Source organism: Pedobacter sp. BG31 (genome assembly GCF_042464845.1).
In the GTDB taxonomy this organism is placed as follows: domain Bacteria; phylum Bacteroidota; class Bacteroidia; order Sphingobacteriales; family Sphingobacteriaceae; genus Pedobacter; species Pedobacter suwonensis.
Window position 1 is genome coordinate 110,461 of sequence record NZ_JBHNZK010000004.1, and the last position, 26,525, is coordinate 136,985.

Below are 26,525 nucleotides of genomic sequence, written 5' to 3' on the forward strand. Positions count from 1 at the left end.
TACATCATAATTTGTTAAAATGTGCTTAATATGGTAAACATATCCGCGCAAACTTTTGTTATACTTTTAAAAGCATATAATTGCACACACATATGAAGAGAATATTGGTAGTAGATGATGATATTGAGGTTTTAGAAACCATACAATTGATCCTGGAAATTGGAGGGTTTAAAGTTTCGGCACTAAATGATGGTGAAGAAATTTTTAACAGAATTGAAAAATTCAGTCCTGATTTAATCTTACTTGATATTTCTTTAGGGCATATAGATGGTCGTGTATTATGTGAACAGCTAAAATCTATTGAAAGCACTTCTAAAATCCCTATCCTGCTTATCTCCGGCTTATATGATCAAAAAGATTTTACAACCTTAAATTATGGCCAGGATGATTTTTTGTCAAAACCTTTCCAAATGGATGTATTGCTAAAAAAAATCACTAAAATCTTATCGCTGGAAGAAGATAAGCCAAGTTTTCTTTTAAATTAAACTCATTCAGATTTAAATATTCAGCCAAGAAGATCTTAAATTTTCTTGGCTTCTTTATTTACAGCACAAAATCATCTCTCAAAAAATTAACCTGATCTTAATGATACCAAGCAATGAATGGTTAAAAACCTGGAACGAGAAGCGCGCATTATTAACCTGCCCCAACAACCTGAACGATTATTTTGAAGAAACAGCTGTGGCTGGCAAAAAGATAGATCGCCTTGAACTGGGAAGTGTATCTATCCCTACAGGAGAAATTCTGGTGAGAGATCCCCTGGTATATATCCAAAAAAATGCCCAGCCATATTTGATTAAGGTTCCTATTGGTGAATTTCCGGTAACGGCGGCTGTTATTATTCCTGACGACGATGATTGCGCGAGGCATGCTGCCGTTAAAGTGCAGTTTACAGCTTACGATGCCATTCGCTTTGAAGAAGCATTAATTGGCACAGAAAATCTGATTGATTTTAATGAAGGTGAATTTTTCGGTTTTAATGTGGATGCAGGCTTGGCTTGTGTACTGGATAAAGAAACTTTAAAACATTTCTGTGCGTTTCAGGATAAATTTCATAACGAACATCCAGGTAAAAACCTCTATGATGACTATTTCGCTGCACTTTTTGCAGCCAACTATGCTGAGAACCCTGATTACCAACGTAAAGATGGTGATTGGATTAACTGGAAAATACCAGAGACTAATTATCATATTCCATTTTTTCAAAGTGGCTTTGGTGATGGCACTTACCCTGTTTATTATGGTTTTGATATAGAAGGTAATGTATGTTCACTGATTATCCAGTTTATAGATATTGAATTGGCTTATGGTGACGAAGAGTAATTGTTGATCACTATGTGTGGTCTGTGAGACACAGACCACGGATTAGACCACCGGAATTACATTAAACTTTCTATTGTGTTGCACTCCGCCATAAATGACGATCATTTTTGAATCTTTTCTGAAAAACTAATCATTCTTTCTTCATCTCCCGTTTTCCATCTTACATCTTACTGTCATTTTGGCAAACAAATTCTTTTGGAACAACCCTTGATATGCAGGATGTAGATTAAACAATTTATTTACATATGAGCATACAGGAAAAAGGAAATATTTCTATACATACTGAAAATATTTTCCCGATAATTAAAAAGTTTTTATACTCTGATAACGAAATTTTTCTTCGTGAATTGGTTTCTAACGCAGTAGATGCTGTTCAGAAAATTAAAAGACTTGCTTCATTAGGCCAGTTTAATGGCGAAGTTGGCGCACCGTTAGTACAAGTTGCGATTGATAAGGATGCAAAAACCATTACCATTAGCGATAATGGTTTGGGAATGACGGCAGAGGAAATTAAAAAGTACATTAACCAGGTTGCTTTTTCTGGCGCAAGTGAGTTTGTAGAGAAATTTAAAGATGCGAAAGATGCCAACGAAATTATCGGTAAATTCGGTTTAGGTTTCTATTCGGCTTTTATGGTTGCTGATCTGGTTGAAATTCAAACTTTATCTTATCAGGATGGTGCTGAGCCTGCCCGCTGGGTTTGCGATGGAAGTACAGAATTTGAAATTACAGCAGGCACTAAAACTACCCGTGGTACAGATATTATCTTACATGTAAACAACGATTCGGAAGAATTTTTAGAAGAAAGTAAACTGCAGGAAATCCTTAATAAGTATGCTAAATTTTTACCGGTTCCAATTAAATTTGGCACTAAAACCGAATCGGTAGAAGACGGTACCGATGAAGAAGGCAAAACTAAATATAAAGATGTTGAAGTTGATAACATCATCAATACCACTAACCCGATCTGGACAAAGGCGCCTGCAGATTTGTCAGATGAGGATTATTTAAAATTCTACCGTGAACTATACCCATTTAGCGAAGAACCATTATTCTGGATCCACCTGAATGTTGATTATCCTTTTAATTTAACCGGTGTATTGTATTTCCCTAAGTTGAAAAACGATTTCGAAATGCAACGCAACAAAATTAAATTATACTCCCGCCAGGTATTTATTACCGACGAGGTTAAAGATATTGTTCCAGAGTTTTTGATGTTATTGCACGGCGTAATCGATTCTCCTGATATTCCTTTAAATGTATCACGTAGTTTCTTGCAGGCCGACAGCAACGTTAAAAAAATCAATAACTACATTACTAAAAAGGTTGCAGATAAATTAAGTGAATTATTTGCTAAAGATCGCAAAGCCTACGAAGATAAATGGAAAGACATTGGTCTTTTTGTTAAATACGGCATGATCAGCGAAGAGAAATTTTACGATAAAGCCAAGGACTTCGCTTTAGTTGGCAATACTAAAAATGAGCTTTATACACTTCCTGAATATAAAGAAAAAGTAACAGCCTTACAAACGGATAAAAATGGAAATGTTGTGTATTTATACACTAACGACGCTGCAAAACAGGATGCATTTATCCAATCAGCCAATAAAAAAGATTATGATGTTTTGGTGTTAGATTCGCCGATTGACAATCACTTTATTAATCAACTGGAGCAAAAATTAGAAAAAACATCAATTAAACGGGTTGACTCTAGTGTGGTGGATAAATTAATTGAGAAAGATGAGCAGAACGAGCATGTTTTAAGTGAGGATCAGGTGAAGGAGGTAACCGCTATTTTTGAAAAAGCCATTACCAAACCTGGCATGCACGTAGAAGTTGTAGCTTTGCATCCGGAGGAGTTACCAGTTACAATTACCATGGACGAATTTATGCGCAGGATGAAGGATATGGCTGCAATGGGAGGCGGAATGAACTTTTATGGTCAAATGCCCGACAATTACAAAGTTGCCATTAACGGAAACCATAAATTGGTAGGAAAAATTTTAAATGCTGAAGGAGAAGAGCAGCAAAACCTGGCTAAACAAGCAGTAGATTTAGCGCTTTTGGCGCAAGGTATGTTAACCGGATCAGAGTTAACTGCTTTTGTAAGCAGAAGTGTAGCATTAATATAGTTTTATTATATTATCATTTTCAAGGGAGAAATCGGATCGGTTTCTCCCTTCTTTTTGATATAAAGACACAAAAAAAGTCCTGATCAGATCAAGACTTTTAAAGCATTTTCGAGAACGCCTAAAATAGTTTTAATAGGCTTAGCCAGCTGTTACAACGTTAACTTTTTGATCTACATTAAAATAATCTTTGTGATCTTCGATCATTTTTGCAATGATAGCCGCTTTGGTATCGGTTATTTTAAACTCAAACAAAGGCTCTTGATTTTTCTTTGATCTCACCATTTTCTCCGTATAAAAGCGGTATACCAAACCATTGGTCAATAAACCATATTTGGCTTTGGTTTTACGGAAGTATTTAGATAAGCGCGAATCATGAATATCCAAATTGTCATTATGGTGTTTACATTCAACCAGAATTGTTGGCTCACCATCTTTCATAATGGTATAATCAACTTTTTTACTCTTTTTAACTCCGAAGTCTAGAACAGCGTCAGATTGAACCTCAGAAGGATCAAATCCTAAGATTTGGATAAAAGGCATAACCAACGCATTCCTGGTTAAATCCTCAGATTGAACTTGCGGAAGCATTTTTTTAATTCTTACGGCAAATTGCCCGATTTCGTCTTTCAATTCCATATTGTTACCTATTATAGATAGTTAATTTTTTAAATGATACTGGTTGAATACCGAATTTGCTGTAGCGATAATCTGATCTAAGCTTTGTTTATCAAAAAAGTTTCTGTCCAACATATCAACCATATAAGTCAATTTATTGATGTCATTTGTTTCCATCTTAAACTGAAAACTTCTCATACCGTCTTTTATTGCCTGTTGTACATAATTACGTACAACCAGGAAAGATTTCCTGAAGGCATATTCACGCTCCAATTGACCGCTAACAGGCTGCTGTCCGTTAAGATTGCTATATTCATTTTGCATTCTCTGGTACATGTCTGAGTTAATTCCTTGGTTTTTCAGAATCCCCTTATAGTAGATCTTATTAAGTAAATATTCGTATTCGTTGTTTTTCATTTGGAGGATGGGTAGATGTAGGGAATATTTATTTGGTTTTCCGGTATTTCTTTTTTTAGGTTTTCACTATCAAACCCAGTATTGTATGGCCTGTTTTTAATATTATTATCTACAGGCTACACAAGATTGGGCAGGCAGATGTTTTTGCAATTAGTAACTTTTAACTACTAATCATTTGTTTTTGGCAAACAGTATAAAGATTATAAAAAGAAGAAGCGCTGTTAATTTTTTTACATCAACCACCCGGAATATTACACGAAACCCAGGTTTTCAATAGACAAAACCGGGAGATAAGTTTTTTTAAGGCGCAATTGTTAATTCAACTCATTTTTATTTAACTTGCATTCAAATCAAATAAACCCACAAATTCTACACATGAATCTAAAATGCGTTGTTATAGACGACGAGCAACATGCGATTGAAGTATTAACTGACCACATTGCAGAAATGCCTGGTTTAACTGTTTTTAAAACTTTTACCAGTCCTGTCCAGGCACTTACCGAAATAAGTATCGAAGACGAAATTGATTTATTATTTATGGATATTGATATGCCAGGAATAAACGGATTAGAACTGGCCAAAAATATCAGGGAAAAGGCGAAGTATCTGGTTTTTACAACTGCGCATCCCGATTATGCCCTGCAAGCATTTGATGTACAATCAGATCAGTACCTATTAAAACCTATTTCATTTGCAAAATTTGCATTAGGTATTGATCGGATATTAAAGAAGGAATCAAACAATAGCAACAAGGCAACAACGAAAGAAGCTGATCAGGTTGCCGCCCTTTATATTAAAGGCGACCACAAATATGCTTTTTCAAATATTGCTATTGATGAAATACTTTATATCAAAGCACTACAGAATTATATACAGATTATTACGAAATCTGAGATCCACACCACATACCTTACGCTGAAGGAAATTGAAAAGGCCCTGGAAAATCATGCATTTATCCGTGTCAATAAATCAAATATTGTTGCCAAGGCAGCAATTAAAAAAGTAGACGGAAATATAATTAGGCTCATCAATAACGAGATGATACAAATAGGAGAAGGTTACAAAGAGGCTTTCTTCGCCTATGTACAGAGTAGTTTATTAAAATCGAACCGAAATTAATACCCTTCTGGTTTCTCATTATAGGATTAGTGATGAGGTTAAGAAACTACAATCCAAAGATGAAGCTAGTCATTACCGTGTGACTTTGGTCTCCTGTTGGGTTAGTGGAAAAGTTGTTTTTGGATTTAACGTTTTTATAAACAAAAACAGTCTTTTTAGCAAGTTTGCCTGTGTGTTGAGCTTTCATGGTAACGATGTTTAAATATGATGATATAATATTGAATATCTTATTAAGAATTAAAATTCGATAATAAAGCTGGTCATTACAGTGTGGCTTTGATCTCCTGTCGGGTTAGTAGAGAAGTTGTTTTTTGCTTTAACATTTTTATAAACAAAAACAGTTTTTTTAGCAAGTTTTGCAGCAGAATCAGTGTGTTGAACTTTCATGATGATGATGTTAAAAATGATGAGTTAACTATTAAAATGAGTTATTTTGAAATTAAAATTCGATAATAAAACTGGTCATTACCGTGTGGCTTTGATCTCCTGTCGGGTTAGTAGAGAAGTTGTTTTTTGCTTTAACATTTTTATAAACAAAAACAGTTTTTTTAGCAAGTTTTGCAGAAGGATTGGTATGTTGAGCTTTCATAATATATAGTATTTAAATTTTTGTTATTATCGTTGTGATTAATTTTCTGTAAAGATGCACCGCAAAATTAGCCTCAACTACTTTTTTACACCAACCCCTGTTTTTGGGAGATAAAAACCCCATTTTAATAGATTAAAAGAAAAAAATGAGCTTTTTACATTTAAAAAAATTCTACGAAAAGTATAAGTTTCACTTATTGGTATGGAGTCTTTATATCATTTATGAAGTATTTATTCTGGGTTTAGCTACCCATAGATTCAGAGAACCCGGTGCTTACCTTTTAGTTTATATTGTTAATATTTTTACCTTTTACGTTTACGGTTTTTTTCTAAAAAAAATGCTCAAAACCGGATCCTTTCCCATAAAACTTCTTAAGATTGCCGCCCTTATTACCATAATCATTTTTGCATACGTTGTTTCTACCTTTCTGCTTATAATTTTGTTTGAGCAGATCAGGTTAATTGAAATAAATCCATCTAGATCTTTTAACATGGAGTTTATACTTCCATGCATTTATCGCTCCATATTATATATTGGTTATTCTACCGGCTACATATACGTTGTTAAATCATTTCAGGATCAGAAAAAAGTAGAAGCCTTAGAACGGCAGAATCTGGTTACACAGATAGAAAAACAGGCTTTGGAAAATGATCTTGTTCAATCGCAAAACAATTATCTGCGTAGCCAGATCAATCCACACTTCCTGTTCAATACCTTAAACTTCATTTATAACGATGCCCGCAAAAAGGCGCCTATGGCAGCTGATGCCATTATGAACCTGGCAGAAATGATGCGTTATGCGCTAAAACGCCCATCAGCATCAGAGATGGTTCCGCTGAGTGAAGAAATCGAACAGATCGAACACCTGATCAACCTCCATAAGCTCCGTACAGCTAATACCATTAATCTGGAACTTAAAGTAACAGGCGATATGTTTGGGCTAAGATTTCCTCCGCTTATTTTATTAACACTGGTCGAAAATATATTTAAGCACGGAAATGTTTCACACTCTACCCAGCCGGCAATTATTAAAATTGCTTACGAAAATGATAAGTTGAATATCAGTACCATAAATATGATTAATGATAATAATGGCAAACAGACAGAAAGCCATCATGTAGGTATTGAAAATGTTGGCAAACGTTTAAGTAATTTTTATGGTAATGATTATGTATTCAAGTATTATCAAGATCCGCTTAACCGTTATATTACTGAAATAGAGGTAACGGTCAATAATCCATTGGCCAGGCTAAACCGTTAAGTTCTTGTCGCATTTTGGCGTTGAATATCTTTTAGCAGAAAATAGTACATCACCATTTCATGTGTTCGCTGATCTTTGTTGAAAAGCCGGTTTACGTGCATATGCATTAAATCGGTCAATAACTTTGGTGCATTTTCCGCGCCACATTGTTCAAGAGTTTTGATAAACGAATCAGAAAAAGCAGTAAACCACTGCTCCTGTTCTACAGTTAATGCTGTCCATTCGGTTTTCCGAAATTCCTGGTAATGAATATTTAGTTGTTTAAAATCGGCTGCATCCAACCTATGCTCTTCATTAAAGTTATCAGACATTAACCTCACGATCTTACTGATGGCCGAATTATCGATTATGTTAGATTTAATAACCTTAGAAAACAAAACACTACATAATCTATATTTATTAAAATCATCGGTTTGCGTTTCTAAAAGCGATAATACAAATCTACTGTCTATACCAAAGTGCTTCTCTACATCTTCGATTATATTACTGCCATAACGCTCCAGTTCGCGCTTATACGTTTTAAGTTGCACATCTGACACGAAACCCGAATTTACAAACACTTCCAGCTCATCCATCAACTTTGATATCAACAATTGCCCATCATTTGGATTTTTGAGTTGAACCCTAAACCTAATGTGGTTTCCATTTTCGTTGTAACGGATAAAAAACCATGATTTTACCTGATCTGCATAAGTAATCAGGAAAGGTGCAATTACTTCCATCAAAATCTCATCGCTCCTTTGCTGGTGGCAATAAATTTCAAAATACAGCCATTCTTTACCTGGCAGAAAAAAACGGGTAACACCTTCATCTGCGGATGTTTGGGGCAACCCCCTATAAATTTGTTCGCCATGGCTGACGCTTAAAACGAACTGTGCGAAATAGGGCTTAGCGGCTTCATCAACCACTATACTATTTTTAGGCATTATCACTTCTTCAACGTAAGTACTGCCCTGTTTTTGCACATACTGCAAAAAAGCATTTATATCATCGTCGTTGTTTAAGGCAAAGCACAAGGTTTGATCAGACATACCGGCTTTAAAATATTCACTTATGCCTAAATTTTTGAGGTATGATCTACACTCGGTGATGGAAAGCAATTTTTGACCGGTACCCAACAGCGCTTCTTTTTTAATTTTCCATTTGTTGCTGCTTAAAACAATATTCTGATATTGCAACCTTGGGTAGTAGTCAAGATCAGGAATGATGGCATCAAGCGGAAAGGAAAGACTGGTTTGCAAGCCCTGATGCTGCAAATCGCATAATAGCCTAAATACAGAAAGGTCTGAACGGATATAATTATAGGCAGAGGCCATTCTTGGCACCAACCTTTTATTTAATTGCCTGGAGCGAAGGATAATCTCCGTACCCTTAACTGAAATTTGTATATCATTTAATGTAAGTGGAACAGATGAGGTATCGAAATTTAATATTGACAACTGATGCCCATAGATTAATTTCCGCCGGTTTACATTATCTACATTAGCTTCTACCATATAAGCCACATCAAAAAACAAAACATCGGGATTTGCCTCCTGTTCTGCAGCGGCAATGGCTTTTGCATAATTCGCTACACTTTCATCAGCCATGGTAAATCTTCCGCTTAAGGCGTTGGATGTAACTCCACCAATCTGTTCTACAAAAATCAGGTCATCATGAACCGACATGACCATGCTAAATGAGTTAGGTAAGGGCACCAGCTTCTGATGCTGTGGTAAATCAAGTTTGTTCAGATAAATAGTTTTATCTTTTTCAAATCTCTGTCCGGCAAGATAACTTTTTAATGCTGTTTTCAGATTTTCTGTTTCTTCTTTTTTAGCCGGCTTATTAATGAAACGTGTTATAAAACCGCTGTTTTGACCAGCTTGCTCCAATTCGTCGTAGCCTACGCCCATTTCAGGGTCTAGCGCCAATAACAACGGTACTTCCTGATCTTCGAATTTCTTCTTAAACCTATTCCGAAACTGATCAAGCGCACCATGACCTTTTACCGGCATGATGTTATGTAACATACTGATCAAACCCGGAACAGACTGAAGCAAACGGTCATTGATGCATCCCGATACAGCTCTACGTTGCGCAATAAGGTACTTTGGCAGGTCTTCGGTGGCGGTTAGTCCCAAACGTTCAAAATAATCATCTCCTATAATATTGGGGTCGTAGTTGGTAAAAATGAGCTGCAAATCATGCATATCCTGCAGCAAGCCAAAGAAATTTTGCGTTTCAGTGTCAGTTAAGCTTAGTTGATTTAGCAAATCATTAAGTCGGATTGGCTTTAGGCAGGCAGCCAATATCTGTTGTACAAATTCGTTCTGGTCCAATTCAGCCAGTTCAAAAACACCATCAGTGCAGGCAATATAACGGATACTATCCGGTGTTAAATAATAACTGCTGTTACTAAATAGCAGACAGTTCTTTTGCAACAAATCTTGCAATGGCAGTTGAATATTATTCTTGTATGGCCAATCAATCAGCTCACGTATTTTCTGGTCTTCATCAATTACGATCCTGCTTTCAGATGGCTTAATGGCATCGTTTAACAAACTGAAACCTGCAAAAGTTCCATATGGAGTCGACCGGAATTTTGCACGGTTAAAATATTTCCAAATGGTAAAATAAACCTTAGGCGGAAGATCATGGAGTTCGTTTGCCTTCACTCCTTTGATGGTTTCGTAAAAAGCAGCTGACGATATGGAGATGGCAGACTTTAATTCCTCCCAACAATCTACCAGCTCGGATTGATATGAAAATTTAGGGGTTCTAAAAATTATGGTTGGTTGAATAGTCAGCTTCATCGCGTTAAAAGATAAGCCGAAAATTACAAAGATTAATTCAATTATTAATTTTCAGTTTCGAATTGGAGACGATCTGTTTCATTATTGATCTCCAAAACAACATCTGCAGGGATAATGAGCATTGAGTTATAATCATTTTTTGTTCATGGCGACTCGAGACTGAAACAACTTGGTGGCGAAATGGTAATCGGAAACTGTAACTTTTCTAAATAGTAAATTAAAGATGTTACGCATAATCGCATGGCTTACCAATAAATCAGGTGGCATAAAAAAGCCATCTCCATTTCAGAAGATGGCTCCATTGGGATGATAACAAGTCTTATTTTTTAATTACTTTAAACGCTGTTCTTCTGTTTTTTGCCCTTCCTTCAGGATTATCTTTTTTCTTGCGCTTTACAATAATTTCGTTCGGCTCAATAGGCATCGATTCTCCGTAACCTTTAGAAGTCATTCTAGCCGCAGCTATTCCTTTACTTTCCAGATAATCTGTACATGATTTTGCTCTTCTGTTCGATAAATCCAGGTTGTATTCTTCTGTCCCGATATTATCGGTATGGGAACTCAATTCGATTTCCATTTGCGGATTATCTTCCATAATCGGAATGAGGAAATCTAATACTTTTTTGGAAGGCTCTGTAAGTTCTGCACTGTTAAATTCATAATAAATATTCGCCAAGGTTATGGGTATGCCCAGTTTAAAAGGACTCAAACAATATTCTTTATCAAGCAGGGTATCTGCTTTTGCCAACTCCTCATAAAGGTAGTTTTTAGTAACCGCGAAATAATTATCTTTTGCAAAAAGTAACTTGACCGGTCTTTTAGAGTCTACTTTAAACGTATAAATACCGTCAGAACCTGTAATCATCTTTTGCGATCCTTCTGCATTGGTCAAAGTTACATCGGCATCTGCCAGCGGTAACCTGGTTTTACAATCAGTTAAAAGACCAGCTATAGAAAGGTATTCTTTTTTCACTTCAAATACTTCCAGACAACAAGATGATTCGCGATCAGAACTAATGTAGCCTTTGGTTCCTTGATCATCACTAGCGGTAAAGTAAAGATCATCTTTTGACGAATTGAATGGATAACCCAGGTTTTTTGGCTTAGACCAGTTTACCAGATCTCCTTCTGACTCAAAGAAATCGAGGCCACCAAAACCAACACGCCCATCGGTACTGAACAATAACTTTTTAGTTAGCGTATTATAATATGGCGCACGTTCATCATCTGCGGTGTTAATGTCTGGTCCAAAATTTACCGCCTGACCTAACGAACCATCTTCACGGATGGCACAATACCAAAGATCGAATTTACCGTAACCGCCACTTCTATCAGATGAAAAAAGCAGGAATTTACCATCGCTGGTAACAAAAGGCTGTGAAGAGCTGAAGTCTTTGCTATTTACCTGTAAACCAACCGGCTGTGGATCTGACCATTTTTCACCGGCTTTCCTTGACGAATAGATAGCATATTTTTCTTTATCCTTCCAGGCGGTAAAGTACATGGCATTTCCGTCAGGTGTAAAAGCAGCTGCAGCGATTTCAATATTTTTAGGAAAATTGATATCTACTTTTTTTACGTCAATATCAGCTGAACTGAGTTCTCCTTTAGCTGTATAAATGTTATTCATAAATGGATTGGCTTTAGTTGATACCTGAACTTCCCCGGTAGCTGTTTTAACCATATCTCTTTTACTTCCTACTGTAACCGGGCGGGATGAGGTGAAATATAATTCATTATTGATTTTAACAGGTGCGTAATTAGATCCCAGGCCATTTATACCAGCTGGAACTTTCTTAACCTGTATCATACGTGGGAAACGCATTTCTTCGATAGCAAACTTGCACGATTCTATTTCCTTTTGAGCATCTTTAACTAAAGGATCGTCAGGATTTTTCTGAATAAACTGCTGAAAGGCATCAATAGCCTGGTTAAATTTTTTATTTGCCCTTAAGCTCTCGGCATAATAAAATAATGCCTTTCTGTAACGTGTATTGGTAAAGGTTATGGCAATAGCATAATATTTTTCAGCCTCGCTAAATTCCCTGTAAAGCCTGCTGGATTCAGCAAGATTATATATCGATCCTTCATAATCTTCTATCACCTTATCATCAGCTGCCGATTTTCTTTCCTTCCCATAAGGCAAAACAACCTGACTGCTATCTCCAGTAATTTTTAATGCTTTTTTATAAAAGGTAGCTGCAGCATAATAATCCTTATTCTCAAAATAAGTATCTGCCACCTTTTTATAATTTACCACATACTGTGCGTTTGCAAAACTGCCAAATGCCAATAAAAAAAAGAATAATATTTTTCTCATCTTTCTAAACTTGTTTTCAATAGTGATAAAACCGTCATGATTTCCAAGTCATAACCATATTATCCTGAATAATTATAAACGTGGACAAAAGAAGTTCGGACCAATTATACCATTACGACCTATAAGCGATATGGAGAGTTCTAAACCACCATTACTGTTTGATGCACGATTAAAGGAAGAAGTATTTACGTCATAACTTAACCCGAAAACCATATTTTTTAACTGTAAACCAACAAAAGCAATGGCTGCGTCTTTAATACGGTAGTTACCTCCGAACAAAATATTAGCGGATGGATTGACATTAAGTTGTGCATAAGCACCTAATGATACTTCATTTGTATTACCCTGATACATGAACAAGGCATTAGGTACAATATCCAATAGCTCTGACGCCCTGATGCGCGCACCACCATGTCCGGTAAAACGCACCGGAACGCGTGAGTTTGTACCCGAGAACCGATCCATAGGCCTGGTTAAATGTGCCGCACTTGCACCCAGGAAAACGTTAATGTTTTTGTTGGGATCGCCATCAAAAAACATGATACCGGCGTTTACGTCAGGAACCAGAGATGATTGAGATGAAAGTGTTTCTCCACTCATCATGCCACCATCGTAACCCGTAATCGGATTAAACTGGTTACCAAACCTGGCCTGGGAGAAATCGAAACTACGGTTAATGATACCAGCCTGTAAGCCAAAGCTCACCATCTGCAGTCCTTCGGCACCAAACCTTAAACGGTACGAACCTGATACCAAAGCAGATAAATAGTTAAAATCCAACTCTCCCGCCCTTTGATTTAAAATGGTTGCACCAAATGCGAAGTTCTTTTTTGGAGCCATATCGAAAGATGCGCCGCCGGTTAAAAAAGAGCTGTTTAGTGCACTCCATTGTTGTTTAAAATTTACAGTTGCACGGTAATCGCCATCTATTACCCCTGTTAAGGCCGGGTTAAGGTATAATGGGTTTGCATAATATTGTGAAAAATGCGGATCAGTTTGTGCAAAGGACTTAGCTGTAAACAGCAACGATACCAGTACTGCAACATATATTTTTAAAGCCGATAGTATTTTCATGGTCTTTGATTTTATCTGTTTATTATTAATCCTTTTTCTTATCTAATCAGCGTTACTGTACCTTTTCTCATTGATGTTGTTCCGTTACTGAAGGTAATATCAACCATGTACACATAAACGCCATTCGGTTGATTTACCCCTTTGAAAGTTCCGTCCCATCCGTTTGCAACGTTGTCTGACTGAAATATCAACTGACCCCATTGTGTGTAAATACTCATTTTCGCGCTTGATATGGTATTACCGTAAATTAGAAATACATCGTTTTTACCGTCGTTATTTGGCGTAAATGCATTCGGTATATAAACCTGATCGCCAAAAGGATTAGCGGCTTTGCCGGTTGCCGAACCATTTTGGCTGGTCTGGCATTCGATCTGGCCTTTAGCCCTTACCAGGATACTTACACTTTGATCTGGTTTCAGGCCTGCTATAAGGTAAGTTGTTCCGGTTGATCCGCCAGTTGGGTTAACCCAGGTTAAACCATTATTTAGTGAAACCTCGTATGCTGTAGCACCTGCTACCGCGGTCCACGCAAACGTTACACTATTAGTTGTTGTAGTTTGTACAACTACGGTTGGTTTTGATAATACCGGCAACACAGTTATTGTAACAGCTGTTCTTGTTGCACTTGCACAGCCACCTGCTGCAATTGCTTCTACATAGTAGATTGTAGTCACATTTAAGTTTGGTGTGGTAAAAGCGGTGCCTTCTGCCAGCACTGTTCCACCCGAGCTTGCAGCATACCATCTGTATGCTAATCCCGCTACCGGATTATTTACTGTTAATATCGTTGAGCTACCTGCGCAAAGTGTTCCATTTGCCGCTGTTACCGATGCCGGCGCAATCGGTACCGGTAGTGCAATTACATTCACGGCTGTTCTGGATGATGATATACAAGTTCCATTTGCACCTTCAACATAATAAGTGGTATTTGCATTGACCGCTGGTGTTGTAAAGTTTATACCTGTTCCAGATACCGTTCCACCTGCCGGTGTAGTATACCAATTGTAGGTAACACCTGTTTGGGGATTTGTAACGGTTAATATTGCTGTACTTCCTGTACAAACGCTAACTGATGTAGCAGCCACCGTTGGAACCGCAGGTTTTGTATTGACGGTGACCGTTACTTTAACGCGGCCACCGTTGTTGGTACAACCGCCTGTTCCAATGGCTAAAACATAGTAATCTGTTGTTGCTGTTAAGGCTGTTACATTGAATGTTGCACCAGTAAACAGTAAATTACCCCCAACTGCTGCATTGTACCACTCGTAAGTAACACCTGCCTGAGCATTGGTTACGGTAAGTGTTGCTCCATCACCTGCGCATATCCCGCCATTTGGCACTGATACTACCGGATTATCTGGCGATGCATTTACCGTAATCGCTACGGCCCTTGCTGTTGCAGCCGTATTTTCACATCTGTTATCACCTTTAACAGTTACGTAATATGTTGTATTTGCCGATAATACCGGTGTCGTAAATACTGCCCCGGTAAATACCACCGTATTTAAAGTAGCATCGCTATACCAGGTAAATACCGGGTTGGTTACCGTTGTGCTTGTTGCAGCTAATGTTGCTGCAGTATTTCCACAAACTGAGGTTGATCCATTTACCGTAATATCTGCTGCTACAGCATTTGGGTTAACCGTTATGGTTACCGGTTTTGCATTAGCTGCTGTATTTTCACACTTATTGGTTCCTTTAACAGTTACATAGTAAGTAGTAGTAGCGGTTAATACCGGTGTATTAAATGTTGATCCGGTAAAGGCTACACTGGTTAATGAGGCATCGTTGTACCAGGTAAATACCGGATTGGTTACCGTTGTAGAACTTGCATTGATTACTGCGGAACCAGAACCACACAGCTTGGCCGGTACAGATAAGGCAATATCTGCAGCTGTTGCACCTTCGTTAACAGTTACCGTTACCACTTTAGCGGTGATTGCTGAGTTTTCACATTTGTTATCGCCTTTAACCGTTACATAATAATTAGTTGTTGCAGTTAATGCCGGCGTAGCAAATGATGCACCTACATAAGCTACCGAAGTTAAAGCCGCATCGTTGTACCAGGTAAATGTAGGGTTGGTTACGGTTGTTGTACTTGCTACCAAAGTTGTACCAGCCCCAGCGCATATTGTCGCATCAGCGGCAGCAACATCAGCAGCAGTAGCAACCGGGCTAACATTAATGGTGACTACTCTGGCTGTACCAGGCGCATTCTCACATTTATTATCACCTTTAACGGTTACATAATAAGTAGTGGTGGCAGTTAATGGTGGTGTGGTGAATGTTGCGCCAATAAAACTTACATTGGTTAAAGCTGCATCACTGTACCAGGTAAATACCGGATTAGTTACTGATGGAGATGTTGCGCTCAATACCGCTGATGATCCTGCACAGGCAATGGTACTTCCGTTGAGGATTATATCAGTAGTGGTAGCCAGTGGATTAACTGTTACGGTTACCGCTTCGGCATCTGCAGCACTGTTTTCACATTTATTAGCCCCCTTAACACTCACATAATAAGTAGTAGTGGCAGTTAAACCCGCTACCGTAAATGTTGGCCCGGTAAATACTGCGTTCGTTAATGAAGCATCGCTATACCAGGTAAATACCGGTTGAGTAACGGTAGTACTTGAAGCCATTAACATCACGGTAGAACCTGAACAGATTTGGGCATTGCTTACTGCAATATCGGCAGCTGTAGCAAATTCTTTAACGGTTACCGTAACAATCTTAGCGCTTGCAGCTAAATTCTCGCATTTATTATCCCCCTTTACAGTTACATAATAGTTAGTAGTTGCATTAAGCGCAGGAGTAGTAAAGCTAGCACCTACATAAGCTACTGTAGTTAAATTAGCATCGCTATACCAGGTAAATACAGGATTGATCACCGATGTTGCTGAGGCAGATAGTGCAGCTGTAGATCCTTTACAGATTGAAGTAACCCCGCTAATGGCAATGTCTGAGTCAGTGGCTGAAGGGTTAACGGTAATGGTGATTGATTTTGCATTAGCCGCTGTATTTTCACATTTATTATCTCCTTTAACCGTTACATAATAGGTGGTTGTTGCTGTAAGTACCGGAGTAATGAAATTAGCGCCGGTAAATGCTACTGTAGTTAAAGCTGCATCACTGTACCAGGTAAATACCGGGTTGATTACTGTTGTACTTGTTGCATTTAAGGTAACTGAAGCCCCACCGCAAACAGTACCTGTTCCGGCCAGGTTAATGTCAGTTTGGGTAGCTGCAGGGTTTACGGTTATCGTAACCTCTTTTGCGTTACCTGCAGTGTTTGCACATTTATTTGTTCCGGCAACCGTAACATAGTATTTAGTGGTTGTGGTAAGCGCTGGCGTATTAAATACCTGCCCTACATAAGCAACCTGTGTTAATGCCGCATCAGAATACCAGGTAAATACCGGATTGGTTACAGTTGTACTGCTAGCCGTAAGCACTGCAGTACCAGCAGCACATAGTGATGTCGTTCCGGTTACGCTTACATCAGTAGCTAATGCGGATGGATTAACCGTAATGGAGACTTTTGTACGCGTTGCGTTTGAACAACCTGTTCCACTTACCGCTTCAACATAATAATCATATGTTCCTGCTGCAAGAGATGCAGATGTAGTAAAACTACTGTTGTTTGTTACCAGCAAATTTCCAGCTACCGCAGCATCGTACCAGTTATAAGTTACCCCTGCAACGGCCTGTACGCTTAAAGTAGCAGATGAACCGATGCAGGTTGAGGTTGGATTGATAGTTGATGGAAGTGGTGGTGCCGGTGGCGTTACAATGATTACAGTTACTTTGGTTCCAGGGGTTTCACAACCATTAGCCGTAGCAGTTACTGAATAAACATAAGTTCCCGCAGCCAAAGCAGGGTCTGTTGTAAAAATTGCACCATCTTTGCCTGCCTGATAAGTGGTTCCCAGGTACCATTTATACACCACACCTGGCTGTGGGTTCTGCACACTTAAAGTTGCTGATGATCCTTGACAAGCACTAGCATTAGCTGCTGTGATGGTTGGCGCAGTGATTACCCTTTGGGCGTAATCTAGATTAACAGAAGTTAACGCACCAAGAAGTCCGGAGTTTAACCTCAGTTCCATGCCGTCAAATCTGCTGGTTGGTACGAAAGTTAATATCGCCGATGTTCCGCCAGATAATAATTGTAAGTTGATTAATGGGCTAGTTATTGAAACCGCATCATTATTGCTGGCTGACCCCTGGAAAGTGGTTACCGTTAAATTAGATAGCACACCTGCCGAAAGTAATGTACCAGGAGTGGTAATTTTCAACCTCAATGTATCGCCAACATTCGACAATCCTGTAAAACCAACCTGATGATAAACAGATGCACCTAAGAATCCCGCTGGAATAACCAGGCTGGATCCGGTATTGATGTCGTTATCGACCGCAAAGGTTGGGTTGAAAACTCCCGCCGATACGGCTACACCTGTTACACCAGTTGCAACTGTTGTTGTAGCTACCCCACAAGGAGTAGTTATCGGGTTACCGTTAGGAATTACCGTAACCGTTACAGTTGCCCTGCTGGTCGCAGGACAGCCACCCGGAATAGTTGCTTCTACATAATAGGTAGTGGTTGTACTTAATTGTGGTGTTACATAGGTTTCGCCTATAAATACCGGAACTGTTCCGTTTGCTGTAGTATACCAGTTAATGGTTGCTCCTGCTGTACTTGATGTTGCCTTTAATACGGCTACAGACCCTTCACTAATGGTAATTGATGGAGGTGTAATTACCGGAACATCGATGGTTCCTAAAATAATTTTGGCTTCAGTTCTTGCCGATGAACTGCCGCAGGCATTTACTGCGGCAACAAAATAACTTCTATCAGCCGCAATTAATGGCGTTGTAAAATTGTCACCAGTAACTAAGATGTTTGTTGAAGTTGCGGTATCGTACCAGTTATAGGTTGTGCCTGCAATTGGATTTTTAACCTGAAGCGTAACCGATGTATTCGGACAGGTATTAACAGATGCTGAAAGTAAATCAGGCGCTACCGGTGCCGGGTTTGTGGTTACATTAATTAAAGTTTTGTAGCTTATACAACCAGTAGCGGAAACCGCGGCAACGTAAAACTTCGTATCGCCTGTTAATACCGGTGTGGTGAATATGATACCATCTTTACCGGTTAAATAGGTACCCGCAGCATCGTACCATCTGTAAGTTAAACTTGCCGATGGGTTACTTACTTCAAGCTGCGCAGCCTGGCCAACGCAAGCGGTAACATTTGCTGATGCTACAGCAGGCGCGACAAGAATTCGCTGTGCATAATTTAAGTTAATAGATGTTAAGGCGCCCAATACACCTGAGTTTAACCTAACTTCTACCCCATCGAAAACATTTGTTGGAACAAAAGTAATTAAGGCCTGGGTATTACCACTCAACAATTGAATATAGAGCAGGTTATCATTTAACAATTTTGAATCGCCATTGCTGTTGGCGCCGATATAAGAAGTAATTGAAGCGTTTCCTAAGAGCGAAAGTGATAACAGTTTTCCTGGTGATGAGACCAAAACGCGTACTGTATCTCCAACTTTGGATAATGAACCAAAACCAACTCTTTGATAAACAGAGGCACCAAGTGCTCCAACAGGCATCACCAAAGAAGAAGCGGTTTGCGTATCATTATCAATAGCCAATGTTGGATTAAACACACCTGATAATAAAGCTACACCAGTAACGCCCCCAACTTGCGTTGTTGCTGCTTCACAAGGCACAGGATTTGGAGATCCGTTTCCGTCAACAGTGATGGTAATCTGAACACGGCTTGCTGAAGTACAACCGTTAGTAGAAACAGATTCCACGTAGTAAGTTGTAGTAGCCAGCAATGGTGGAGTAACATAAGTTGTGCCTACATAAACAGGTGTAGTTGAAGTATTTGAAGTATACCAATTGAAAGTATAGGTAGGATCTGCAGAACTGGCTGTTAAAATTGCAGTTTGTCCTGCGCTTACTGTTGATGAACTTGCGGTTACACCAGGTAAAGCCGGGCGAGGATTAACCGATACAGCTGCGGCAGCACGTGCGGCACTTGTACAGTTCCCTTGCGCAGCCTCTACATAATAAGTAGTAGCAGCTGTTAATGCCGGTGTTGAAAATACTGCACCTGTAAAAATCAGGTTTCCTCCTGTTGCAGCATCATACCATCTGTAGGTTATTGAAGCATCTGGATTAGCAACCGCTAACGTTGCTGACGAACCCTCACAAACATCTGCAATAGTTGCCAGCACCGGCGTTGGTAATGCTGGTGTAACGGTTACCGTTACCGGGATTCTGGCTGCATTAGGACAACCGGCTTTGCTTACCTGGATATAATAAGTTTTAGTAGCTGTTAACGCTGGTGTGGTAAATGTTTCGCCAGTGGCCAGTTGTGTCCCACGAGTTGCTGCATCGTACCAGGCCAATGTTGTACCGCCGTTTGCCGTTGCAGTTAATGTTGCCGTACTTCCCGAACAAATAGTTTGAGCACCGGCGGTTACTGTCGGACCAGGATAAATTACGGTAGCGCCATAAACATCTAAACTGGTTAAAACCGTAGCTAATGCACCGAAGCTAACCTGTACCCTATCGTAAGCACCGCCGGCTAATATCGTTGCAGCGAAGCGGTTACCTGACAATAGTCGGAGATTTAACAATCCGCCGTTTAATTGTACAGTTTTTACAACTGTAGTACCATTTAATACGGTAACAGTTACGTTATTTAACAAACCTACGTCTGCCAAACCGGTAGGCAAGGCTAAATCTAAACGAATACTATCAGTAGCTGTTCCGGCAGTAGGGAAAATCAATTGCTGGTAACCTGATCCAGTTACCCCTACTGCAAGCGATATTCTGGTAAAATTAGAAGGATCAGCATCAGTAGAATTTCCGGCGCCGGTTATACTACATAATAAACAAATTCCGTTTATACCAGAATTTTGTGCATTAGCGGCGTTACATGCCGTACCGCCACCATTATTCAATACGGTAACGGTTACCGGTACGCGGCTTGCGCTCTTACAACCGCTGGCATTTGTAGTTTCTACATAATAGGTTGTAGTAGCAGACAGTGTCGGTGTGGTAAATGAAGAACCCGCACCTACCTGTGTTCCACCTGTAGCAGCATCATACCATTGAATGGTATTTCCAGCATCAGCTGTTGCTAACAATACGGTAGACTGCCCGGCATTAATTACCTGGCTGTTGGTGGTTACCGTAGCCGCAGTTGCCGGTGGGTTAACCGAAACATTAACGGCAGTTCTCGAACTTACTGCAGTTCCAGACACTGCCTCAGCATAAAATACCGTTGCGGCGTTTACTGCGGGCGTTACAAAAACACCTGTATTATTGGTAACTAATGGTGTACTTCCGGTAGAAGCATACCAATTATAACTTACGCCGGCCTGCAAGTTACCAACGCTTAACGTCGCTGAACTTCCGGCACAAACCGTTGCTGCAGCAACTACAGGAGCATCAACCGTTACGGTTAAACTGTATGCAGTTGTAGCCTTGTTTCCGTTAGCATCTGTTGCCGTTAAAGAGATGGTAAAAGTTCCGCCTAAAGCTGGCGTTCCTGTGATTTCCCTTGTTGCAGTATTAAAACTTAAGCCCGGGGGAAGGTTGGTAGCCAGGTAAGTATATGGCGCTGTTCCACCTGTTACTGCTGGCAAAGTTTGTGTTGGGTAAGGTGTACCTACAATTCCGTTTGGTAAAGTTGCGCCTGGTAATGATAATACACCTATCACTTTAAGTGAATAATTATTACTTGCTGTTCTGCCCTCACTATCTGTTGCGGTTACACCGATTGAATAATTTCCTGCCTGTGTAGGTGTTCCTGCGATTTCTCTTGTTGCAGGATTAAAAGTTAATCCGGCAGGAAGGTTGCTTGCTACATAAGTATATGGACCAACACCACCGGTTGCCGATGGCAAGGTTTGCGTAGCATAAACTGTTCCTTCTGTTCCATCAGGTAAAGTTGCTGCTGGTAACAGTAGAGGATCAACAACTACTATAATATAGTTACTGGTTGCTGTTTTTCCATCAGCATCAGTAACTGTTACCGGTACTGTATAAGTTCCGGATTGTGTAGGAGTGCCTGTAATTTCTCTTGTTGCCGGATTGAACGTTAATCCCGGAGGAAGACCGGATGCGGAATAAGTATAAGGTGTTGAACCACCCGTTGCTGATGGAATAGTTTGTGTTGGATAAACTGTTCCTGTTGTTCCGTTAGCTAAAGTTGCTGCCGGTAGAACCAATGGATCAGTTACTTTTATTGTATAGTTAGCAGTAATGGTATTGCCATTGGCATCTGTTACGATAACCGGAATCGTAAAGGTACCAATCTGCGTTGGTGTGCCTGTAATTTCTCTTGTTGCCGGATTAAAGGTTAGACCGGGAGGAAGGCTTGTTGCCGAATAAGTATAAGGACCTGTTCCGCCAGTTGCTGCGGGAATTCCGTTTGTGCTATAAGGAGTACCTGTTACACCGTTTGGTAATGCTCCCGGAGCCAAAGCTAAGGCTGGTGTTACCGTTAAAGTAAATGTTGCTGTTGTAGTACAACCTTTTGTATCAGTTACTACAACATCGAATGTGGGGTTACCTGCAGCGGTTGGCGTTCCGCTCACCATGCCACTTGATGAAAGTGTTAAACCCGCCGGTAAAGTACTGCCACTTGCTAAAGCATAAGTATAGCCTGGCGTACCGCCGGTAGCAACCGGAAGTTGTTTACTATAAGGTGAAGCAATTGTTGCATTGGTTAATGTAGCGCCTGCAAATACAATCGCCGGATTAACAGTAATAACAACCGGAACCCTTGTGGTATTTGAACAATTTCCCTTACTTACCTGAACATAATAAGTTGTTGTAGCGGTTAATGCAGGCGTGGTGAAGTTTGCGCCTGTACCCACCTGGTTGCCGCCTGTCGCAGCATCAAACCAGGCTAAAGTAGTGCCACCATTTGCAGTTGCGCTAATTGTTGCCGTACTGCCTGCACAAATAGATTGTGCGCCGGCTATAAATGTTGGATTGGGATAAACTACTGTCGCTCCATAAATATCCAGGCTGGTTAAAGCGGATGCAAGTGCACCAAAGCTTACCTGAACCCTATCGTAAGCCCCGCCTGCTAAAACAGTTGCCTTAAAACGGTTACCTGATAACAGTTGAATACTCAGCAATGCACCATTTAATTGGACTGTTTTTACAACCGTGTTCCCATTTAATATGGTAACGGTTATATTATTTAAAAGACCAACATCAGCTAAACCTGTTGGTAAAGCCAGGTCTAAACGGATACTATCCGTAGCAACCCCGGCAGTTGGGAAAATTAATTGTTGATAGACTGTTGCCGTAACCCCCACAGCAAGAGCAATTCTCGTGAAGTTATTGGCATCAGCATCAGTAGAATTACCTGCACCATTTACAGCACACAATAAACAGATCCCATTAATACCCGTATTTTGACTGTTTGCTGTATTACAAGCTGTTGCGCCACCACCGTTAATTACCGTTACAGTAACGGGAACACGGCCTGCACTTTTACAGCCATTGCTGCTTGTGGTTTCTATATAATAGGTTTTTGTTGCCGTTAAAGCTGGTGTTGTGAATGAAGTTCCCGTTCCAACCTGCGTGCCTGCTGATGGAGCATCAAACCAGGCGATGGTATTTCCAGCATCAGCAGTAGCGGTTAAAGTGGTAGTTTGTCCGGAGTTGATGACCTGGTTATTAGTGGTAACGGTTGCTAACGTTGCCGGTGGGTTAACTGAAACGGTAACCGGTGTCCTGCTGCTAGTTGCTGTTCCGGAAACGGCTTCAACATAAAATACAGTCGATGAGTTTACTTCCGGTGTTACATAGGTACCGTTATTGCCAGTTACCAATGGTATACTTCCTGTTGATGCATACCAGTTATAAGTTACGCCTGTCTGCAGGTTACTTACCGTTAAAGTCGCTGCGCTTCCGGTACATACAGTAGCTGAAGCCACAACCGGCGCATTTACGGTTACAGTTAAGGCGTAAGTGGTAGTTGCCTTATTGTTGTCAGCATCTGTAGCCGTTAAAGAAATATTATAGACTCCACCCAATGTTGGTGTGCCGGTAATCTCTCTTGTAGTTGAATTAAACGACAGTCCCGGCGGAAGGTCTGTTACCGCATATGTATATGGAGAGGTTCCACCGGTTACAGCCGGTAAAGTTTGCGTTAGGTAAGAAGTACCGACAATACCGTTAGGTAAAGTTTTGGTTGGTAAGGTTAAGGTACCGTTTACTTTAACAGGATAATTGTTACTGGCTGTTTTACCCTGGCTATCAGTAACGGTAACAGCAATAACATAATTACCTGCCTGTGTTGGTGTACCTGTAACCTCCCTGGTGCCTGCGTTAAAAGATAGTCCGGCAGGAAGGTTGGTACCAGCATAAGTATAAGGCCCCACACCACCGGTGGCGGCAGGTAAAGTTTGCGTCGCATAAACTGCGCCCTCTGTTCCATCTGGCAGGGTTGCAGCAGGCAAAAGAAGCGGATTGTTAATGTTAATTGTATAATTGGTGGTAACCGTTTTTCCGTCAGCATCAGTTACCGTAACGGGTACAGTATAAGAACCAACAGTTGTTGGCGTACCGGTAATGGCCCTGGTTGATGAATTGAAAGTTAAACCCGGAGGGACACCGGTTGCCGAATAAGTATAAGGCGTGGTTCCACCTGTTGCGCCTGGTATAATCTGCGTAGTATAAACTGTTCCGGTAGTACCATCAGCTAAGGTTGCTGCCGGTAGTAATAATGGATCAGTTATTTTTACGGTATAATTAGATGTGAGTGTATTACCGTTTGCATCAACAACCGTAACTGGTATGGTGTACGTTCCAGGTTGGGTTGGTGTTCCGGTAATTTCTCTTGTTGTTGGATTAAAAGTTAAGCCTGGAGGAACCCCTGCTGCGGTATAAATATACGGTCCCGTTCCACCGGTTGCAGCGGGAATGGTTTGTGTTGGATAAATCGTTCCTGTTAAACCATCAGGCAATGCACCTGGGGTAAGAACCAATGCAGCCGTAACTGTTAAATTATACGTTGCAGTTGCTTTACAGCCCTTGGCATCAGTAGCAACTACAGAAAAACTATAGGTATTCGCTACCGTTGGGGTTCCGGTAATTGCGCCGGCCGATGATAAACTTAAACCTGCCGGCAACATACTGCCTGGCGCCAGGGCATAAGTATAGCCTGCAGTTCCACCTGTGGCGGCATCCAATTGTTTAGAATAGGCGAAACCTGGCGTGGCATTGGTTAAAGTAGCGCCATTGAAAATAATTTGTGGATTTACGGTAATCACAACTGGTATCCTCGCCGATTCGGCTGTACAGCCTACCCTTCTGGCAGCGACATAATAAGTTTTATTAGCGTTCAGCGCAGGTGTAGTAAAAGTGCCATCAAAAGCAACCGTTTGTAATGCGGTTCCGCCTTCTATTGTTTCATACCACCTCAATTCGTTAGTATTGGGCGTAGTAGCATTTAATGCCACAGTATTATTGAAGCATGCAGCAATCGCTGTGCTTACTGGCGTTGGCCTGCCTGCAGAGCGGATTACACCATATAAATTGATGGTTTGTGTAAGGTTTAAAGCAACAACTGAACCGAGCGTAACCTTCACCCTATTGTAAACTACATTGGCACCTGGAGAAAAAGGTATTGATACTGGCTGCCCACTATTGAGTAAGCCCAATAAATCCAGGTTTAATAAACTTGCGGCCGAACCGGTATATACCTGAGTACCGCCATTGTAGGCTGTTATAGAAATATTTTGTAGCAGCCCCGCCGTTAACAATGCAGGTGAAGCGCTGATCCTCAGGTTGATATCATCGCCAGGATTTGACGGTGTTGCAAAATAGAAATTTTGGCTGATGGATGATCCCACGCCAAGTATCCCTAAACTCAGTTGAGAAAAATTATCTGGATCTGAATCAATTGCTCTTTCGCTATTGGTCACGCCTGAGCTGCCTAACTGTAAGGCATCTAGTGTAATTCCGGTTCCTTCAAATCCTGTAGCAAATGCCTGTGCACAGGGATCGGTACCTGACGTATAAAAAGCATAGTAAACCTTTGTATTATTAGCCACCGAAACCAGAAGTGCATTAGTTACATCTTTAACAAACACCCGATCATAAGCCTGTGTAGGCGTTATTGCAATGTAAAAAAAACCATTTGCATCTTTCACCAACCGCAGATTTTCTGAAGAAAATCCATCAACACTGCTACCGCCTGTCGGAGGAACTGCCGAAGCACCATTTCTGGCACCTACCTGGAAGGAATGGTTTCCCAAAACCACCGTTCCGCCTACGTTAGCCAGCAAGGTACCTAAACTTCCCCCCAACAACCTGTTCAGCACATCTGCATCAAAATCTATCCTGATATAAGATGTAATTCCCGCAGCCACAGCAGCCGGATATTTTAATTCCAACTCGCCACTATATGAGCCAATTCCAACCGCAATTCCGCCATATGAGTTAACAGTAGCGAAAGTGTTATTGTCTAAAGTTGCATTGATTGCGTTATCTACCCTGCTTTGAGCAGATACGGTATTTGCAAAAATTTTAGTTTGCGCATACGATTGAGTAGAGAAGAGCGTTAATACAATGATGACTGCAATATATACATTGCGGATTATCCCTAAGCGGGACGAGAAAGTAAAAGTTTTCATCATATCAGGCGTTATTTAGGAGACTTACTATGTGCTCAATGCCCTTGTGTGATTGTTTTTCCCAAGTGCATTATATAATCATGACAAATCTAATTTTAGAATAGCTACCACCCTTATCCATTGCTATTCATTTTTATTATGCCTCATGTATTCATTTTATTCATACATGGCTTTCTTCGTGAATAGATTTC

General features: G+C 40.2%; 13 protein-coding genes. 5 read left to right on the forward strand and 8 right to left on the reverse strand.

Annotated elements, in window-relative coordinates; genetic code table 11:
• Window positions 1-92 precede the first annotated feature (92 nt).
• The 3 genes from ACFE6N_RS07275 to htpG all read left to right on the forward strand — a co-directional run bounded on the left by ACFE6N_RS07275 (window position 93) and on the right by htpG (window position 3,455).
• Window positions 93-485, forward strand: a complete 393-nt coding sequence (locus ACFE6N_RS07275) for a PleD family two-component system response regulator (protein ID WP_090498477.1) — start codon at window positions 93-95, stop codon at window positions 483-485.
• 100 nt (window positions 486-585) lie between these two features.
• On the forward strand, window positions 586-1,323 hold the full coding sequence (locus ACFE6N_RS07280) for a DUF4241 domain-containing protein (RefSeq protein WP_378935171.1): 738 nt from the start codon (window positions 586-588) through the stop codon (window positions 1,321-1,323).
• A 245-nt stretch (window positions 1,324-1,568) separates the two neighbouring features.
• Complete coding sequence (gene htpG / locus ACFE6N_RS07285) at window positions 1,569-3,455, forward strand: molecular chaperone HtpG (protein WP_378935173.1); 1,887 nt, start codon at window positions 1,569-1,571, stop codon at window positions 3,453-3,455.
• 138 nt (window positions 3,456-3,593) lie between these two features.
• Here htpG and ACFE6N_RS07290 read toward each other — a convergent pair whose 3' ends face one another.
• Both ACFE6N_RS07290 and ACFE6N_RS07295 read right to left on the reverse strand, forming a co-directional pair.
• Window positions 3,594-4,091 carry a type I restriction enzyme HsdR N-terminal domain-containing protein gene (locus tag ACFE6N_RS07290; RefSeq protein WP_090986709.1) on the reverse strand — a complete coding sequence of 166 codons (498 nt, stop codon included), beginning with the start codon at window positions 4,089-4,091 and terminating at the stop codon, window positions 3,594-3,596.
• Window positions 4,092-4,112: 21 nt separating this feature from the next.
• Window positions 4,113-4,487 carry a hypothetical protein gene (locus tag ACFE6N_RS07295; protein ID WP_378935175.1) on the reverse strand — a complete coding sequence of 125 codons (375 nt, stop codon included), beginning with the start codon at window positions 4,485-4,487 and terminating at the stop codon, window positions 4,113-4,115.
• A 375-nt stretch (window positions 4,488-4,862) separates the two neighbouring features.
• On the opposite strand from ACFE6N_RS07295, the gene ACFE6N_RS07300 reads away from it, so the two are divergent.
• Window positions 4,863-5,606 carry a LytTR family DNA-binding domain-containing protein gene (locus tag ACFE6N_RS07300; protein WP_090986714.1) on the forward strand — a complete coding sequence of 248 codons (744 nt, stop codon included), beginning with the start codon at window positions 4,863-4,865 and terminating at the stop codon, window positions 5,604-5,606.
• A gap of 237 nt (window positions 5,607-5,843) precedes the next feature.
• Here the strand turns inward: ACFE6N_RS07300 and ACFE6N_RS07305 are convergent, their stop codons facing one another.
• Both ACFE6N_RS07305 and ACFE6N_RS07310 read right to left on the reverse strand, forming a co-directional pair.
• Window positions 5,844-5,993 carry a hypothetical protein gene (locus ACFE6N_RS07305; RefSeq protein WP_159435287.1) on the reverse strand — a complete coding sequence of 50 codons (150 nt, stop codon included), beginning with the start codon at window positions 5,991-5,993 and terminating at the stop codon, window positions 5,844-5,846.
• A gap of 52 nt (window positions 5,994-6,045) precedes the next feature.
• Complete coding sequence (locus ACFE6N_RS07310) at window positions 6,046-6,195, reverse strand: hypothetical protein (protein WP_159435288.1); 150 nt, start codon at window positions 6,193-6,195, stop codon at window positions 6,046-6,048.
• A gap of 145 nt (window positions 6,196-6,340) precedes the next feature.
• Here ACFE6N_RS07310 and ACFE6N_RS07315 point away from each other — a divergent pair, with 145 nt between their 5' ends.
• Window positions 6,341-7,456 (forward strand): sensor histidine kinase, encoded by a 1,116-nt coding sequence (locus tag ACFE6N_RS07315; protein WP_378935178.1) that lies wholly within the window; start codon window positions 6,341-6,343, stop codon window positions 7,454-7,456.
• Here ACFE6N_RS07315 and ACFE6N_RS07320 read toward each other — a convergent pair.
• The 4 genes from ACFE6N_RS07320 to ACFE6N_RS07335 all read right to left on the reverse strand — a co-directional run bounded on the left by ACFE6N_RS07320 (window position 7,453) and on the right by ACFE6N_RS07335 (window position 26,337).
• Entirely contained in the window at window positions 7,453-10,251 is a 2,799-nt protein-coding gene (locus ACFE6N_RS07320) for a thiopeptide-type bacteriocin biosynthesis protein (RefSeq protein WP_378935180.1), read from the reverse strand. The two genes, ACFE6N_RS07315 and ACFE6N_RS07320, sit on opposite strands and share 4 nt — an antisense overlap.
• Window positions 10,252-10,570: 319 nt before the next feature.
• Window positions 10,571-12,571: an OmpA family protein gene (locus ACFE6N_RS07325; RefSeq protein WP_378935182.1), complete on the reverse strand. Its 2,001-nt coding sequence runs from the start codon at window positions 12,569-12,571 to the stop codon at window positions 10,571-10,573.
• 72 nt (window positions 12,572-12,643) lie between these two features.
• Window positions 12,644-13,645, reverse strand: coding sequence for a PorP/SprF family type IX secretion system membrane protein (locus ACFE6N_RS07330; RefSeq protein WP_134204719.1), 1,002 nt, complete (start codon window positions 13,643-13,645; stop codon window positions 12,644-12,646).
• Window positions 13,646-13,683: 38 nt separating this feature from the next.
• Complete coding sequence (locus tag ACFE6N_RS07335; protein ID WP_378935184.1) at window positions 13,684-26,337, reverse strand: putative Ig domain-containing protein; 12,654 nt, start codon at window positions 26,335-26,337, stop codon at window positions 13,684-13,686.
• Window positions 26,338-26,525: the final 188 nt, after the last annotated feature.